This window comes from Staphylococcus cohnii subsp. cohnii (assembly GCF_002902365.1).
Taxonomy (GTDB): Bacteria; Bacillota; Bacilli; order Staphylococcales; family Staphylococcaceae; genus Staphylococcus; species Staphylococcus cohnii.
Genome location: NZ_PPQC01000068.1, coordinates 16271 through 32501, shown reverse-complemented (window position 1 = coordinate 32501; position 16231 = coordinate 16271). Strand labels below are relative to the sequence as shown.

Below are 16231 nucleotides of genomic sequence, written 5' to 3'. Positions count from 1 at the left end.
TGTTTAACATACATATCATTTTTAACATCATATGTCATAGCAATTACTTTTTTAAAGTAAATTGCTGACTTATATACTTAGGTATAAGTCATTAATATAACGATTTAAGTTATCAATTTGAACATCTTCACTTTTACCTGTATCACGTCGTTTAACTTCTACGATACCTTCTGCAGCATTTTTACCAACCACTACTCTAATTGGTAACCCAATTAAATCAGCATCATTAAATTTAACACCTGCACGTTCCTTACGGTCATCATAGAGTACATCGTATGTTTCTTTTAATTGTGTATATAGTTGATCGGCCAATTCGCGTTGTTCTTCTTTTTTAGGGTTGATTGTAATTAAGTGTAAATCAAATGGCGTTACTGATTTAGGCCATATAATACCATTTTCATCGTTATTTTGTTCAACAATCGCACTTAAAGTTCTAGAAACACCTATACCATAACATCCCATTAATAAAGGTTTAGCCTTGCCTTGATTATCTAAAAATGTTGCATTCATTGCTTCTGAATATTTTGTACCCAGTTTAAATACTTGCCCGACTTCAATTCCTTCAGCAAATTTAGCGACACCTGATCCATCAGCTAAAGCTTCACCTTCTAAAATAAATCTAAAGTCACCATACGCTTCTATTTCAAAGTCACGCCCTACATTTGCATTCAATAAATGGTAACCATCTTCGTTAGCACCTACAACAATGTTATTTAAATCTTTTATAAAGTTATCTGCATATACTTTGATGTTTTTATCAAAAATTGGTCCAAGTGAACCAGGAGATGCACCTAATAAATTTTTAATTTCATCTTCTGTTGCTAATTCGATGTGATCAGTACCAAAGAATGCTTTTAATTTCACATCATTAATTTCATGGTGACCGCGTACAAGTACCATAATAAATTCACCATCGACATTAAATACCATAGATTTTGTAATTTCATCTAATGGCTTTTCTAAAAATGTTGCTAATGCTTGTGCTGTATGTACTTGAGGTATTTCTATTTTTGTTAATGGCGCTACATCATCATGTTTTTCATTAGGATGATATACAACCTCAGCTTTTTCAATATTGGCAGCATAATCACTATTTTCACTATACACAATTGTGTCTTCACCAATTTCACTTAAAGCCATAAATTCGTGTGTATGGCTTCCACCAATAGCACCTGAATCTGCAACTACTGGTCGTGCATTAATTCCGACACGTTTAAATATGCGATCATATGCGTGATACATATCTTGGTATGTTTCATCTAAAGAAGCTTCATCTGCATGAAACGAATATGCGTCTTTCATAATAAATTCACGACCACGTAACAGTCCAAAACGCGGACGTTTTTCATCTCTAAACTTAGATTGTATTTGGAATAAAGTAAGTGGTAATTGTTTATATGATTTAAGCTCATCTCTTATCACAGACGTTATAAGCTCTTCATGTGTTGGCCCAAGTGCAAACTCACGGCCATGTCTATCTTTTAAACGCATTAGTTCTGGACCATATGCATTCCAACGACCTGATTCTTCCCATAGTTCTGCTTTTTGTAACGCTGGCATTAAAATTTCCACAGCCTCGATACGTTCCATTTCTTGTCTTACAATTGTTTCAATGTTATTCAAAACTTTTGCAGCTAACGGTAAATAGCTATATATGCCACTCGTACTTTGTTTAATTAATCCTGCTTTTAGCAAAAGTCTATGACTTAAAGCTTCGGCTGCAGCCGGTACTTCTTTCATCGTTGGTATAAATACTTTAGATTGTTTCATTTACATGCTCTCTCCTTTTATAAGAAATAACGTTGAATGTCATTCCATGTCACTAAGACCATAACAATTAAGACAAATACTGCACCAATCGCAATAATGGTAGTTTCTGCTTTTTTGTTTAATGGCTTTCTGAAAATCGCTTCATATATAACGAATAAGATACGTCCGCCATCAAGTGCTGGAACTGGTAATAAATTCATCAAACCTAAATTGACACTGAGCAATGCTGTCCAAGAAATTAAATTGATGATGCCTGTTTTAACAACAGAATCAACCGTATGGTAAATACCGACAGGACCATTTAACATATCAAATGAAAATTGACCTGTAAAAATGCTCGCAATCATACTTAAAATCGCAGTAAAAATCAGTTTTCCAGCTACTAATGAACGTTCTACACCAGATACAATTGGTTTAAATAAAGTATGTTCAATAGAAGGAGTATAACCTAATAAATATTTAGTTTCTGAATGTGTTTTAGTTACTTTTTGTTCATATTTTTTAGGTTTTACTTGTAAGTTTTCTGTTTTGCCATCCCGTTCTACTTTAATTTGCGTCTTTTTGTCTTTAACCTGCGACATCGCTTGATCTATATCAGATTTACTATCGATAGATTGGTCATCAATTTTCACGATAGTATCACCTGTTTTTAAGCCAGCGTGTGCTGCTGGACTATCTTGCGCAACTTTATCAACTGTATTTGTTGGAGTACCTTGATAATAAGCCAAGCCAATAAATAATACTAATGTAAGTAAGAAGTTAGATAATGGACCCGCAAACAGTGTTAAGAATTTTTGATAAGGTTTTTTGTGTGTGAATTGTCGGTTTTTAGGAGCAATTTGAATTAAACTACCATTTTCAACAAAGTAAGCTTTGTCAGCAATCTGATAATGATGTCTTTGCTGATCATATGCAGTTACACCTTCTATATATAAATCTTCTTTAAAATCACATTGCTTAACTTCCATTGCTTCAATTTGTTGGAATTTATGTTGATCATCTAAAATGATGTGTGTGATTTCATCTTTATCATTTAATTTTATCTTTACATGCATACCTGGTTGAACGGGAGGTTCTTCCAACCCGTCACCTGCCATTCTTACATACCCTCCAACTGGCAATAAACGAATGGTATATAAAGTTTCATTTTTTCTGAAACTGAAAATTTTTGGCCCCATTCCAATTGCAAATTCTGGACACATAATGCCAGCTCTTTTTGCAAAAAACATATGACCGTATTCATGAACTGTTACAAGAACACCAAATACGATTATAAAAGAAATAATTGTCACTAGAAAACTCAAATTGATACACCTCATATTTTCCGTAAGATTGTTCCATTATTTTATATTATTATAATATACAAGAAATTTAATGCTTTTGATTATAAAATTATAACATAACACTACCGACTGATACACGTAACTTTATACAGTATAATAAATTTTCACGACTTACCTCTTAAAATATATACGATTCATTTTATAAACTTATGAAAAGGAGTTAAAAATTTAAATGTCTCATATGATCAATCATCAGCATTTAAATTAATAACTCCTTTTATTTTTCAATTATACAATTTTAAAAGCATATCATTTCTTTCAAAATCACTTAAATTAAGAATATATTTAATAATGGTAAAACAAACATAAAACTATCGAATCGGTCTAATATACCGCCATGACCAGGTAAAATGCGTCCAGAATCCTTCACACCAAAATGGCGTTTAAAACCTGACTCCACTAAATCTCCTAGTTGCCCAAACATACTCAAAATAACTGTACATAATAGCAATAACCATATTGCAATGTTAAAGTCTATAAACATCATCATTATAAGTGGAACGATCAAACTACAAATAATACCACCTATAAATCCTTCAATTGTTTTATTAGGACTGATTACAGGCCATAATTTATGTTTGCCCATTAATCTACCAAAAATGTATGCACCAGTATCAGTAGACCACACAATTAAGAAAGCTAACAATATGTAATGTAATCCCTCTGATCTTGTTTCATAAAGATACATAAAACCTATGCCTACATAAGCTATAGACATTAAGCAAAAAGCAGCATCCATAAAACTAAATCTATTTTTAGATAGCACAGTATAACTTAATAAAATAAAACTCATTGCTATCAAAGATTTTAATTGTAAATCATTTACCCATGTACCTGCCTCTTGCGGTATCATAATAATTAAAATTCCTAATGCACTTATAATTCCTGGGATGGATAAGAACTTTATCATATTCATATTCAACAATTCTTTGAGACCTATAAACGCTAATAAATATGAAAAAAGCATTAGTACAAGGCCACCCTTTAATAATACAGGTAGAAAAACAATAAGTGCTATTATTGCTGTTAAAGTTCTAACTTTCATACTATTCTCCTAACTATCTATAATCCCCCAAAACGTCTTTGACGAGATTGATAAATTTTAATACAGTTTATTAATTCTTCTTTGTCAAAATCTGGCCAAAATTTTTCATTGAATATAAATTCACTGTAAGATACTTGCCAGATAAGAAAGTTACTAATTCGTTGTTCACCTGAGGTTCTAATTAAAAGGTCTGGATCAGGATAATGGTGGGTCATTAAATGTTCGTTAATCAGTTGTTCTGTAATATGTTCACTGGATAACCCTTCAGAAGATAATTTTTCATAAATTGACTTTAAACTATGGACAATTTCAGCACGTCCGCCATAATTAATTGCAAAAATCAGTTTTAAACCCGTATTATCTTTGGTTTGGTCTTTTGCTTTATTTATAGCTTCAAGTGTTGCAGTTGGTAAATCATTTAAAAAACCAATGGTTTCTACTTTAACATTATTTTCTATTAATTCTGGTAAAAAGGTTTTTAAGAAATTAACTGGTAGGTTCATAATATAATTAACTTCATTTTTAGGTCTAGTCCAATTTTCAGTTGAAAATGCATACAACGTTAAATATTTAATACCTAAATCACTAGCTTCTTTAGTTATTTTTTTGATTGTTTGCATACCTTGGTAATGTCCTTTTATTCTAGGCAGCTTTCTTTGTTTAGCCCAGCGTCCATTGCCATCCATAATAATTGCTATATGATTAGGTACACTATGTAAATCCAAGTCAATGTTGGATGCGTTAGGCTGGTTTTTTTTCTTGTTTAGCTTTTTAAACATGGTATTTCCTCCGAGCGTTATCATCTCTGCTTTTTATATTAGCTTCTAAATGCAATTATCTATCATTTTATCATACTAGATAAGCGCAATGAATAAACAAATAAAAAAACTGTACCAAAGTCTGATTTGATACAGTTCAGATAAATTTATAATATGCTTTATTTTCAATATCAAACAACTAAAAGATAGCTATTTACTCACAAAAATTCATATCATAATTACCATGCTTATACTGACATAATATCTTGTTCTTTTTCTTCTAATAATTTATCAATGTCATTGATAGAATCGTCAGTTATTTTTTGAACTTCATTTGTTTGAGTTCTTAGGTCATCTTCAGTGATGTCACCATTTTTCTCTTGCTTTTTAAGCTCGTCATTAGAATCGCGACGCACATTTCTAACTGCAACTTTAGAATCTTCGCCAATTTTTTTAACTTCTTTTACAAGTTCTTTACGACGTTCTTCTGTTAATGCAGGCACGCTGATACGGATTACTTCACCATCACTAGATGGATTCACACCTAAGTTTGCTGCATTAATTGCTTTTTCAACATTAGCCACTGATGATTTATCGTATGGTGAAATGACTAAAAGACGTGCTTCTGGCACACTGATACTAGCAAGTTGTTGTATAGGTGTTGGTGCCCCATAATAATCAACCGTAACACCGTTTAAAAGGTTTGAATTTGCTCTACCAGCACTAATGTTGGCTAATTCTCTTGAAAGACTATCAATTGATTTTCTCATCTTTGTTTTCGTGTCATTAATTATGTCACTCATATTATACACCTCTAAATTATTTTGTAATTAATGTTCCTATTTTTTCACCCATTACAGCACGTTTAATATTTCCTTCTTCTGTAATAGAGAACACATTCAATGGAATATTGTTATCCATACAGAAAGAAGATGCTGTTGAGTCCATGACTTGTAATCCTTCTTGTAACATTTGAATATGTGTTAAATGTTCATATTTAACTGCATTTTCATCTTTTTTAGGATCTGCAGAATAAACACCATCAACATTATTTTTGCCCATTAAGATAACATCAGCTTCTACTTCAGCAGCACGCAGAGCTGCAGTTGTGTCAGTTGAGAAGTATGGATTACCTATGCCAGCTGCAAATATCACAACTCGTTTTTTCTCTAAGTGTCTAATTGCACGACGACGAATATAAGGTTCTGCAACTTGTTTCATCTCTATAGAAGTTAACACACGTGTATCACACTCTAATTGTTCTAAGCTATCTTGAAGTGCTAAAGCGTTCATAACAGTAGCCAACATGCCCATATAATCGGCTGTGCCACGATCCATACCAAGGTCACTACCAGTTTTACCTCTCCAGATATTACCTCCGCCAACAATCACTGCAATTTCACAATCCATTTTTGCTACCTCAGCTACTTGTTGAGCAACACTTTTAATAATTATCGGATTAATGCCGAATCCGTCTTCACCTGCTAGTGCTTCACCACTTAATTTTAAAACGACACGTTTATATTTAGAAGTTTGAGCCATTGTCTTATCCTCTCTATTGTGAAAATATGTATTTGATACAAGTAAAGAAGACACAGTAGAACTTCCAATATAAAAGTAAGTCTTTCATATGGAGCACAAAAAGGTGTCTTCTTTCTTGTTCAAACTATGAAAAATTATTTCATTTGTCCTTTTACTTCGTCAGCAAAGTTTTCTTCACGTTTTTCCATACCTTCGCCTACTTCATAACGTACGAAGTCAACTAGTTTTCCACCTTTTGATTTTAAGAAAGCTTCAACTGTTTGATCAGGATCTTTAACAAAGTTTTGGTCAACTGCACAAATTTCTTGTAAATATTTACGTAAACGACCTTCAACCATTTTCTCAACGATTTTTTCTGGTTTTCCTTCGTTTAAAGCTTGTTGTTTCAATACTTCTTTTTCATGAGCTATTTCATCTTCACTTACTTGTTCAGATGAAACATATTTAGGGTTAATCGCAGCAATATGCATAGCTACATCTTTAGCAGCATCACTATCAGTAGTACCTTCAACAACTGTTAATACACCGATACGTCCACCCATGTGTAAATATGAACCAAATGCATCATTATCTGATTTTGTTCTAACTGCAAAACGACGGATACTTAATTTTTCACCGATTGTAGAGATTGCTTCTTTCATGCGTTGATCTACAGTTTTACCGTCAGCTAATTCAGATTCTAATAAAGCTTCAACAGTATCTACTTTACTATCTAACACTTGGATAGCAATTTCTTTTACTAATTCTTGGAAACCTTCGTTACGTGCTACGAAGTCAGTTTCTGAATTAATTTCTACGATTGCTGCTTCATTTCCTCTTTCTTCTACATGTACTAGTCCTTCTGCAGCGATACGGTCAGCTTTTTTAGCTGCTTTTGCAATACCTTTTTCACGTAGGTAATCAATAGCTTTATCAATATCACCATCAGTTTCTGTCAACGCTTTTTTACAATCCATCATACCAGCGCCAGTTTTTTCACGTAATTCTTTTACAAGTTTAGCTGAAATTGCCATTTCATATTCCTCCATTATTTAATGAATTTTAATATATTTATTTTAAAAAAAGGTGATAAGCTTATATATCTTATCACCCATTTTACATTATTCTTAGTTTGATTCAACAGAAGTGTTTTCTTCAGTTGTTTCTGCTTCAGTAGCTTCTTCTTTTGATTCATTTAAATCAATGTTTTGTTCAGCTGCTACTTCTTCATTTGATACACCTTGTTGACCTTCTAAGATTGCATCTGCCATTTTACCAGTTAATAATTTAACGGCACGGATAGCATCATCGTTTGCAGGGATAACATAATCGATCTCATCTGGATCACAGTTAGTATCCACAATACCAACGATTGGGATGTGTAATTTACGTGCTTCAGCAATTGCGTTGCGCTCTTTACGAGGGTCAACTACAAATAATGCTTGAGGCATAGATTTCATATCACGAATTCCGCCTAAGAATTTAATTAAACGGTCATATTCTTTTCTAAGTTCTACTACTTCTTTTTTAGGTAATACTTCGAATAAGCCATCTTCTTCCATTTTTTCAATTTCAGAAATACGTTTGATACGTTTTGAAATTGTTTTATAGTTAGTTAAAATTCCACCTAACCATCTTTGGTTAACATAGAATTGACCAGCACGTTCTGCTTCAGCTTTCACTGATTCTTGTGCTTGTTTTTTCGTACCAACGAATAAAACTTTTCCGCCATCTTCTGAAATTTGTTTAATAAAGTTGTAAGCTTCTTCTACTTTCTTCACTGTTTTTTGTAAATCGATAATGTAGATACCGTTTCTTTCAGTGAAGATGTATCTTTTCATTTTTGGGTTCCAACGGCGTGTTTGGTGACCGAAGTGAACACCTGCTTCTAGTAATTGTTTCATTGAAATTACTGCCATAAATAAAATCCTCCTATTGGTTTTTTACCTCCATAAAAAGCTCATATAAACACGATAATAAGTTATCGCACCCTTTATACTTCCACTCTTTATGTGCGTATTGGCTTAATAGCCGTGAATAAATATATCATATTCATACATATAAAGCAATAGTTCTGCTTATAATTTCTCATTCATAATGGCATGGTCTGAATTTGTATTTTTACAAATTCAGATAACACGATTCCACTACAGTATGAGATGCTTAAGTTTAAAAATGACATTGTATTTATTTTTTACATATTTATCTAATCAACGCATATCGCATGGATATACAAAGTGATGTGAATAGTGTAAATACCAAATGCATAAATTAGTTATTATACGTTTTATTTTATTCTATCTAATTCATCTAAGAATTTTTCTTTTTTAACTTTAATAAACGTACCTTTCATGCCTAATGAACGTGATTCAATAACTCCTGCACTTTCTAACTTACGCAATGCATTAACAATCACAGAACGTGTAATACCAACTCTGTCAGCTACTTTAGACGCAATTAGCAAGCCTTCTTTACCACCTAGCTCTTCAAAAATATGTTCAATGGCTTCGCTTTCTGAGTATGATAACGAATTGATTGCCATATTAATTGCAGCTTTATCTCTTGCTTCTTGTTCAACTTCATTATGTTTTTCACGCAGAATTTCCATACCAATAACTGTAGCTGCGTACTCACCTAAAACGAGATCATTTTCAGAAAAATCGTCTTGTACACGCCCAAGCACTAACGTACCTAGTCTTTCTCCTCCACCTAGTATTGGAAAGATAGTTGACTTACTATCTTTAAATACATCTTCATTTTCAGGTGGGAAAACTGAAAGTACATTATCAATACCAATGTTAGATTTCGTTTCTTTTACATCCATTAACTTGTCTGTATATTCTACAGGTATATGTCTATTTTCTAACATTTGAATAATACGTTCGTTTTTTAACAATTCATTTAAACTTGATCCTAAAATTTTACCTTTTCTTGACACAATAAAAACATTTGTCACTGTTACACTACTTATTGTTTGTGCGACGTCTTTAAAGTCTACAGCGATTCCTTTGTGCTTTTGCAAAAGTGTATTTAATTCTCTTGTTTTTGATAATAAGCTCATATTACTTCTCCTTTTTGTTTATATTATAAAATAAATGCACTTAAATCTTTATTTGTTGAAATAGATTTCAACTTATCATCAACATATTGAGGTGTGATATCTACAACGGCATGTGGCATGCTCGGTGCTTCAAACGATAAATCTTCTAACATTTTTTCAAGTATTGTGTACAATCTACGCGCGCCAATATTATCTGTATCCTGATTAACTTGAAAAGCAATTTCTGCCAGACGTTTAATCGCATCTTCAGTGAAATTAACTGTTACTTGTTCTGTTTGAAGTAGCGCTTCATACTGTTTAATTAATGATAATTTAGGTTCTGTTAAAATGCTTACAAAGTCTTCCACAGATAGGCTTTCTAATTCAACACGAATTGGGAAACGACCTTGTAATTCAGGTATTAAATCACTTGGTTTTGAAACATGAAATGCTCCTGCGCCAATGAATAGCATATGTTCAGTATTAACAGTACCATATTTGGTTTGAACCATGCTACCTTCAAGTATAGGTAAAATGTCTCTTTGAACACCTTGCCGTGATACGTCTTGACCTGAATTTTGATTGTTTGTAGCCACTTTATCTATTTCATCAATAAAAATGATTCCCATTTGTTCAGCTAGCTCAATCGCTTCTTGGTTGGCAGTTTCTTGATCAATCAGTTCATCAGCATATTTATCTGTCAAAATATTTCGAGCTGTTTTGACTGGTACTTCTCTTTCCACTTTTTTCTTAGGCATAAGTTGGTTCATCATATCTTGCATTTGTTGATTTTGATTTGTTCCTAACATACCTAAGGCACCTGGGTCTTGCTCGACTTTTAATCTCACTTTTTCTTCTTCAAGTTCACCATTTAATAATTGTTGTTTGATTTCAGAACGCTTTGTTTTGATTTCTTCTGTTGGTGTATCTTCTTCATCATCTTCATTATTTTGACCAAAATTTGGTATTGCTCCACCAAAAAGAGACTCTAAGGGATTATTACTATTACTGCTATTCGCTTTTTTCTTCATACTTGGTACTAAAAGTTTAATTAATTTTTCGTTTGCTTTATTTCTCGCTTCATCTTTAACTAACGCTTTCTTTTGATCTTTAACTAATCTAACAGCAATGTCAACTAAGTCTCTAACCATACTCTCAACATCACGACCAACATAACCTACTTCTGTAAATTTCGTGGCTTCTACTTTAATAAAAGGAGCGCCAACCACTTTAGCCATACGTCTCGCAATTTCTGTTTTCCCTACACCAGTTGGTCCAATCATTAAAATATTTTTAGGTGCAATTTCTTGTTTCTCTTCATCAGAAAGCAAGCTACGTCTATATCTATTTCTTAATGCTACTGCTACCTTACGTTTAGCGTCATCTTGACCGACTATATATTCGTTAAGTTTTGAAACGATATCTTTTGGCGTTAATTTAATACCATTCGACTCCATAAGATAAATACCTCCGTTACTATATTTTCTTCAAAAACTTGTCATTTATTATATATTTATTTCATAAATTTTCAGTTTTTGTTATTTCTACTTACTTTAAAACATGAATTTTTAAAGTTCTTCTACTACGATTTGGTCATTCGTAAATACGCAAATATCTGATGCAACTTTCAAACTTTCATAAGCCATTTCACGTGCGCTTAAATCAGTCGCATGACGTTTTAATGCTCTACCTGCACTTAGTGCATAATTACCACCTGATCCAATTGCAATCAAATCATCATCTGGTGCGATCACTTCTCCTGTACCACTCACGACAAGGATGGACTCTTTATCCATAACAATAAGCATTGCTTCCAGTTGTCTTAGCTGTTTATCGCCTCTCCATTCTTGTGCTAATTCGACAGCGGCTCTTTCCAAATTACCACTAAACTGTTGTAATTTTGTCTCAAATTTTTCAAACAATGTAAATGCATCTGCCACACTGCCTGCGAATCCAGCTAACACTTTATCATTATATAAGCGTCGAACTTTTCTAGCAGTTTTTTTCATAATAACTTGTTCTCCAAGTGTTACTTGACCATCACCAGCCATTGCCGAATGTCCATTATGTTGTACTGCGAAAATAGTTGTCGCATGAATAGATGTACTCATATATTAATTCTCCTTCTTTGCACGAGGATGTGCATTTAAATATACTTTTTTAAGCTGCTCATTCGTAACATGTGTATAACGACCTGTCGTCGATAAATTGACATGTCCTAATAACGATTGCACTGTTCTTAAGTCAGCGCCTTGATTTAACATATGTGTAGCAAACGTATGTCTTAATTTATGCGGGTGTATATCTGTCACGCCTGCAGTTCGTTTCACTACATCATTCAACACATAACGAACGCCACGCTCAGTGATAGGCGCACCGTTCATATTAACTAACAAATAATCGTGTTCGGTATTTTTTTTGGGACTAAATGTTTCTAAGTAATGTTCAATGCTCTGTTTACAAAATTCGCCGAAAGGAATAAACCTTTCTTTACCACCCTTACCTAGAACTTTAACACCTGGTAAATTCATGTCCAAATCTTGTTCTTTGATATTTACTAACTCTGAAACTCTAATGCCAGTTGCATATAAAAGTTCCAAAATAACACGATCTCTTAAACCTTTTTTTAAATCTTGCTCTACTGTTTTAAATAATGCTTCCATTTCTTCTTCATAAAAGAAATGTGGCAAATACTGTTCTTTTTTTGGATGAACTAATTGTATAAATGGATTTATGACACTTTTATCTTGTACCATCCAATATTCATAAAAACTTCTCAGCGTAGAAATTTTACGAGAAACTGATGTTCTTTTCAAGTTTTTTGAATATAAAAAGCTCAGGTAATTTCTCGCATCTTTATATTCAAAATTAGCTAAGCTTAAATACTCTTGATTTAAAAAATCATTAAATTGTTCTAAATCATCATGATATGACTTCAATGTATGATCTGAAAAATGCCGTTCTACTTTAAGCATATATAAATAAGCTTGTTGGATTTCTTCCAATAAAAACCCCTCCATCGATATAAATTGTAGCATATCGGTGGAGGGAACTGCGAAACATAACTATTAAATTGAGAAAAACTTTTTTTAATTTTCTGAATCACTTTTTCATTATATTAAAATCATAATGTTTCTTTAAAGTTGTCCAAATATGATAAAGCTCTATGAGCGAGTTGTTCATATCTTATTTTTTTATCTTTAATTTTTTCATCTAAAACTGGTAGCAAACCAAAATTAGCATTCATCGGCTGGAAGTTTTTTTCATTTTTTGCATGAGCAATATAATAAGCCATGCTACCTAACATCGTTTCTCTTGGGAAAATAACCTTTCCTCTATTTTTAATTTTATGTGCTACGTTGATACCAGCAATCAAACCACTTGCCGCACTTTCTACATAACCCTCTACACCAGTCATTTGGCCAGCAAAGTGAAGTGTTTCTTTTCCTTTTAATTCATAAGTCTCTGTAAGTACATCAGGAGAATTAATAAATGTGTTTCTATGCATGACACCATATCTAACGATTTCTACATTTTCTAAACCCGGTATCAATCTAAGCACTTCTTTTTGTGCACCCCATTTTAGATGAGTTTGAAACCCTACTAAATTATACAAAGTACCAGCAGCATCGTCTTGACGTAATTGTACAACAGCATAAGGCATTTCACCAGTCTTAGGATCTTCCAAGCCAACTGGTTTCATCGGACCAAACAATAACGTTTTACGGCCACGTGCTGCCATTACTTCAAATGGCATACAACCCTCAAAATATTTTTCTTTTTCGAATTCATTCACAGGTGCGACCTCTGCTGCTAATATAGCATCATAAAATCTATTAAACTCTTCTTCGGTCATTGGACAATTTAAATAAGCCGCTTCACCCTTATCATAACGTGACTTTAGATAAACTTTATTCATGTCAATACTGTCTTTTTCAACAATCGGTGCTGCAGCATCATAAAAATATAGCTGATTTTTACCTGTTACATCAACAATTTCTTGTGCTAATTGATCTGTCGTAAGCGGACCAGTAGCAATAATCGTATATCCATCAGGTATAGTGTTAATTTCTTCATTCATTACAGTTACGTTCGGGTGATTTTTCAACGTTTCTGTAATATAACCTGCAAAATCATGTCTATCTACAGCAAGTGCTCCACCAGCGGGAACACGTGCTTTATCTGCTGCAGTTATAATGAGTGAATCCATTCGGCGCATTTCTTCTTTCAATACACCCACGGCATTAGTTAGCGCATTGCCACGTAATGAATTGGAACATACTAATTCAGCAAATTTATCTGTATGATGTGCTGGAGTTTGTTTAACCGGCCTCATTTCAATTAAATTTACTTTTATGCCTCTTTGCGCTAATTGATAAGCGGCTTCTGAGCCAGCTAAACCAGCTCCTACAACATTGACAATTTGAATCATATATTATCCTCCTATACAAAAAAATAGCAACTACGATACTAATTTATAAGTTTAATAACATATTTCTACATTATAAATATGAATCATAAGTTGCTAAATATTATTAAAAAAATACTTTCTTTTCCTAATAATCAATTTATATATAATTGTTATTTTTGTTCTTCTTCTTTGTAATCACAGTTTGAGCAAATAACCTGACTTTTACGCCCTTGTTTTTTCTCAACTAAATAGTGTTCACATTTTGGACAATCACGTCCGATTGGTTTATCCCAAGTTACAAAATCACATTCAGGATATTTAGAACAACCATAGAAGATACGATTTTTCTTAGACTTACGTTCAACGACATCGCCCTCTTTACATTTAGGGCAAGTCACACCAATAGTTTTGACGATTGCTTTAGTATTTCTACAATCAGGGAAGTTAGAACATGCCATAAATTTACCATATCGACCCATTTTGATAACCATAGGTGCACCGCAAACTTCACAATCTTCTCCAGCAGGTTCGTCCTTAATTTCTATTTTTTCCATTTCTTCTTCTGCACGTTCAACATCTTGCTTAAAGCTATTATAGAAATCTGAAATAACTTTTTTCCATGCTATCTCACCTTCTGCAACTTTATCGAGTAATGTCTCCATATTAACTGTAAAGTCTACATCAATAATTTCAGGGAAGTATTCTTTAACTTGTTCATGAACAATTTCACCTAATTCGGTAGGAACAAAGCGCTTACTTTCATTTTTTACGTAGTTCCTTTTTTGAATTGTATCAATTGTAGGTGCATAAGTTGATGGACGCCCTATTTTCATTTCTTCCAAGGTTTTTACTAATCTTGCTTCGGTATAACGTGGTGGAGGTTGTGTAAAATGTTGTGAAGGTTCAATATTTGTTGCTGTAACCATTTCACCTTCTTTTATATTAGGCAATTTATTTTCTTTACCTTCATCTCCATCATCTTTTGTTTCTACATATAAAGTCATAAAACCTTTGAACTTAATCGTTTGTCCATTTGCTCTAAATTTCAAATCATTTTGTGTTAAGTCTAATGCTACCGTATCTAAAATAGCTGGTGCCATTTGACTTGCAACAAAACGCTCCCAAATTAATTTATATAATCTATATTGATCCCTAGTTAAATAATTTTTCATTTCGCTAGGTGTACGCAAAGTACTAGATGGTCTAATAGCTTCGTGGGCATCTTGGTCTCCTTGACCTTTAGATTTACGATTTGAAGTATATTCATCACCATAAGTATCTTGAATATAACCCTTAGCTTCACTCTTGGCTTGTTCAGAAATTCTTGTAGAATCTGTACGCATATAAGTGATTAAACCAACTGTGCCTTGTTTTTTCAAGTCGATACCTTCATATAATTGTTGAGCAAGCATCATTGTTTTACGCGCTTTGAAATTCAATTTTCTTGCAGCTTCTTGTTGTAGTGTTGAAGTCGTAAATGGATTTGCAGGATAACGTGTCTTTTCTTTTTTCGTTACTTTTGTAACTTCAAATTGATCTCCGTCAAGCTGTGATGTAATCGTCTCAACTTCATTTTTATTAGTTAATTTATATGGTTTGTTTTTATAATGTAAGAATTTAGCGCTAAATTTTGATTTTTTATATCTAAATTCCCCTTCTATTTTCCAATATTCTTCTGGCTTGAAATTTCTGATTTCGTTTTCACGATCTATGACTAATCTTAAAGCGACTGATTGTACGCGACCCGCAGAAAGTCCTTTTTTAACTTTCTTCCATAAAACAGGAGAAATATTATAACCTACTAAACGGTCTAAAATTCTTCTAGCCTGTTGTGCATCCACGAGTTCCATTTCTATACCTCTTGGATGTTTAAAACTTTGTTTTACTGCATCTTTTGTTATTTCATTAAATACTACTCTATTTTCAGTTGAGTCTTCTAAATTTAATATATTCGCTAAATGCCAAGCAATTGCCTCACCTTCACGATCGGGGTCACTTGCTAAGAATATATTTTTTGCTTTCTTAGCATGTTTTTTTAATTCCTTAACAACAGGACCCTTGCCGCGTATAGTAATATATTTGGGTTCATAGTCATTTTCTACATCTACGCCCATTTGGCTTCTTGGCAAATCTCTTACATGCCCCATAGATGCGATAACTTTATATTTTTTACCTAAATATTTTTCAATGGTTTTAGCTTTTGCAGGCGATTCAACTATGACTAAATTTTCTGCCAAAGTAGTTACCCCCTTGCATTTCTAATTACAAAGATAAATGATAAACGGTCTATTTTGTTTTTGTCAATGTTTTTAATTTTAAATTCATTTAAACAAAGGCATATTT

General features: G+C 32.9%; 14 protein-coding genes. All 14 read right to left on the bottom strand.

Annotated features, from left to right (window positions below; all coding sequences use genetic code 11):
* Positions 1-69 precede the first annotated feature (69 nt).
* The 14 genes from CD032_RS12105 to topA all read right to left on the bottom strand — a co-directional run bounded on the left by CD032_RS12105 (position 70) and on the right by topA (position 16125).
* On the bottom strand, positions 70-1770 hold the full coding sequence (locus CD032_RS12105) for a proline--tRNA ligase (RefSeq protein ID WP_103211518.1): 1701 nt from the start codon (positions 1768-1770) through the stop codon (positions 70-72).
* A 17-nt stretch (positions 1771-1787) separates the two neighbouring features.
* Positions 1788-3074, bottom strand: a complete 1287-nt coding sequence (gene rseP, locus CD032_RS12100) for an RIP metalloprotease RseP (RefSeq protein WP_040030604.1) — start codon at positions 3072-3074, stop codon at positions 1788-1790.
* 307 nt (positions 3075-3381) lie between these two features.
* Positions 3382-4158 carry a phosphatidate cytidylyltransferase gene (locus CD032_RS12095; RefSeq protein WP_019468446.1) on the bottom strand — a complete coding sequence of 259 codons (777 nt, stop codon included), beginning with the start codon at positions 4156-4158 and terminating at the stop codon, positions 3382-3384.
* A 17-nt stretch (positions 4159-4175) separates the two neighbouring features.
* Entirely contained in the window at positions 4176-4937 is a 762-nt protein-coding gene (gene uppS, locus CD032_RS12090; RefSeq protein ID WP_040030605.1) for an undecaprenyl pyrophosphate synthase, read from the bottom strand.
* A gap of 227 nt (positions 4938-5164) precedes the next feature.
* A complete protein-coding gene (frr, locus tag CD032_RS12085) occupies positions 5165-5719 on the bottom strand; it encodes a ribosome recycling factor (RefSeq protein ID WP_019468448.1) in 555 nt (184 codons plus the stop codon).
* Between the two features lie 16 nt (positions 5720-5735).
* On the bottom strand, positions 5736-6458 hold the full coding sequence (gene pyrH, locus CD032_RS12080; protein WP_019468449.1) for a UMP kinase: 723 nt from the start codon (positions 6456-6458) through the stop codon (positions 5736-5738).
* Positions 6459-6592: 134 nt separating this feature from the next.
* Positions 6593-7471 (bottom strand): translation elongation factor Ts, encoded by an 879-nt coding sequence (gene tsf / locus CD032_RS12075; protein WP_019468450.1) that lies wholly within the window; start codon positions 7469-7471, stop codon positions 6593-6595.
* Between the two features lie 93 nt (positions 7472-7564).
* Positions 7565-8356: a 30S ribosomal protein S2 gene (rpsB, locus tag CD032_RS12070; protein ID WP_040030607.1), complete on the bottom strand. Its 792-nt coding sequence runs from the start codon at positions 8354-8356 to the stop codon at positions 7565-7567.
* Positions 8357-8724: 368 nt separating this feature from the next.
* Positions 8725-9498: a GTP-sensing pleiotropic transcriptional regulator CodY gene (gene codY / locus CD032_RS12065; RefSeq protein ID WP_019468452.1), complete on the bottom strand. Its 774-nt coding sequence runs from the start codon at positions 9496-9498 to the stop codon at positions 8725-8727.
* Between the two features lie 23 nt (positions 9499-9521).
* Positions 9522-10934, bottom strand: coding sequence for an ATP-dependent protease ATPase subunit HslU (gene hslU, locus CD032_RS12060; RefSeq protein ID WP_040030608.1), 1413 nt, complete (start codon positions 10932-10934; stop codon positions 9522-9524).
* 111 nt (positions 10935-11045) lie between these two features.
* Positions 11046-11588: an ATP-dependent protease subunit HslV gene (gene hslV, locus CD032_RS12055; protein ID WP_019468454.1), complete on the bottom strand. Its 543-nt coding sequence runs from the start codon at positions 11586-11588 to the stop codon at positions 11046-11048.
* A gap of 3 nt (positions 11589-11591) precedes the next feature.
* Complete coding sequence (gene xerC, locus CD032_RS12050; protein WP_019468455.1) at positions 11592-12482, bottom strand: tyrosine recombinase XerC; 891 nt, start codon at positions 12480-12482, stop codon at positions 11592-11594.
* 119 nt (positions 12483-12601) lie between these two features.
* Positions 12602-13909, bottom strand: a complete 1308-nt coding sequence (gene trmFO, locus CD032_RS12045; RefSeq protein ID WP_040030610.1) for an FADH(2)-oxidizing methylenetetrahydrofolate--tRNA-(uracil(54)-C(5))-methyltransferase TrmFO — start codon at positions 13907-13909, stop codon at positions 12602-12604.
* 149 nt (positions 13910-14058) lie between these two features.
* Positions 14059-16125, bottom strand: coding sequence for a type I DNA topoisomerase (gene topA, locus CD032_RS12040; protein WP_040030611.1), 2067 nt, complete (start codon positions 16123-16125; stop codon positions 14059-14061).
* Positions 16126-16231 lie beyond the last annotated feature (106 nt).

Excerpts from the sequence above, each read along its gene's own strand:
- CD032_RS12105 (WP_103211518.1), bottom strand. The coding sequence starts at position 1,770 with ATGAAACAATCTAAAGTATTTATACCAACGATGAAAGAAGTACCGGCT.
- CD032_RS12095 (WP_019468446.1), bottom strand. The coding sequence starts at position 4,158 with ATGAAAGTTAGAACTTTAACAGCAATAATAGCACTTATTGTTTTTCTA.
- uppS (WP_040030605.1), bottom strand. The coding sequence starts at position 4,937 with ATGTTTAAAAAGCTAAACAAGAAAAAAAACCAGCCTAACGCATCCAAC.
- frr (WP_019468448.1), bottom strand. The coding sequence starts at position 5,719 with ATGAGTGACATAATTAATGACACGAAAACAAAGATGAGAAAATCAATT.
- pyrH (WP_019468449.1), bottom strand. The coding sequence starts at position 6,458 with ATGGCTCAAACTTCTAAATATAAACGTGTCGTTTTAAAATTAAGTGGT.
- tsf (WP_019468450.1), bottom strand. The coding sequence starts at position 7,471 with ATGGCAATTTCAGCTAAACTTGTAAAAGAATTACGTGAAAAAACTGGC.
- rpsB (WP_040030607.1), bottom strand. The coding sequence starts at position 8,356 with ATGGCAGTAATTTCAATGAAACAATTACTAGAAGCAGGTGTTCACTTC.
- codY (WP_019468452.1), bottom strand. The coding sequence starts at position 9,498 with ATGAGCTTATTATCAAAAACAAGAGAATTAAATACACTTTTGCAAAAG.
- hslU (WP_040030608.1), bottom strand. The coding sequence starts at position 10,934 with ATGGAGTCGAATGGTATTAAATTAACGCCAAAAGATATCGTTTCAAAA.
- hslV (WP_019468454.1), bottom strand. The coding sequence starts at position 11,588 with ATGAGTACATCTATTCATGCGACAACTATTTTCGCAGTACAACATAAT.
- trmFO (WP_040030610.1), bottom strand. The coding sequence starts at position 13,909 with ATGATTCAAATTGTCAATGTTGTAGGAGCTGGTTTAGCTGGCTCAGAA.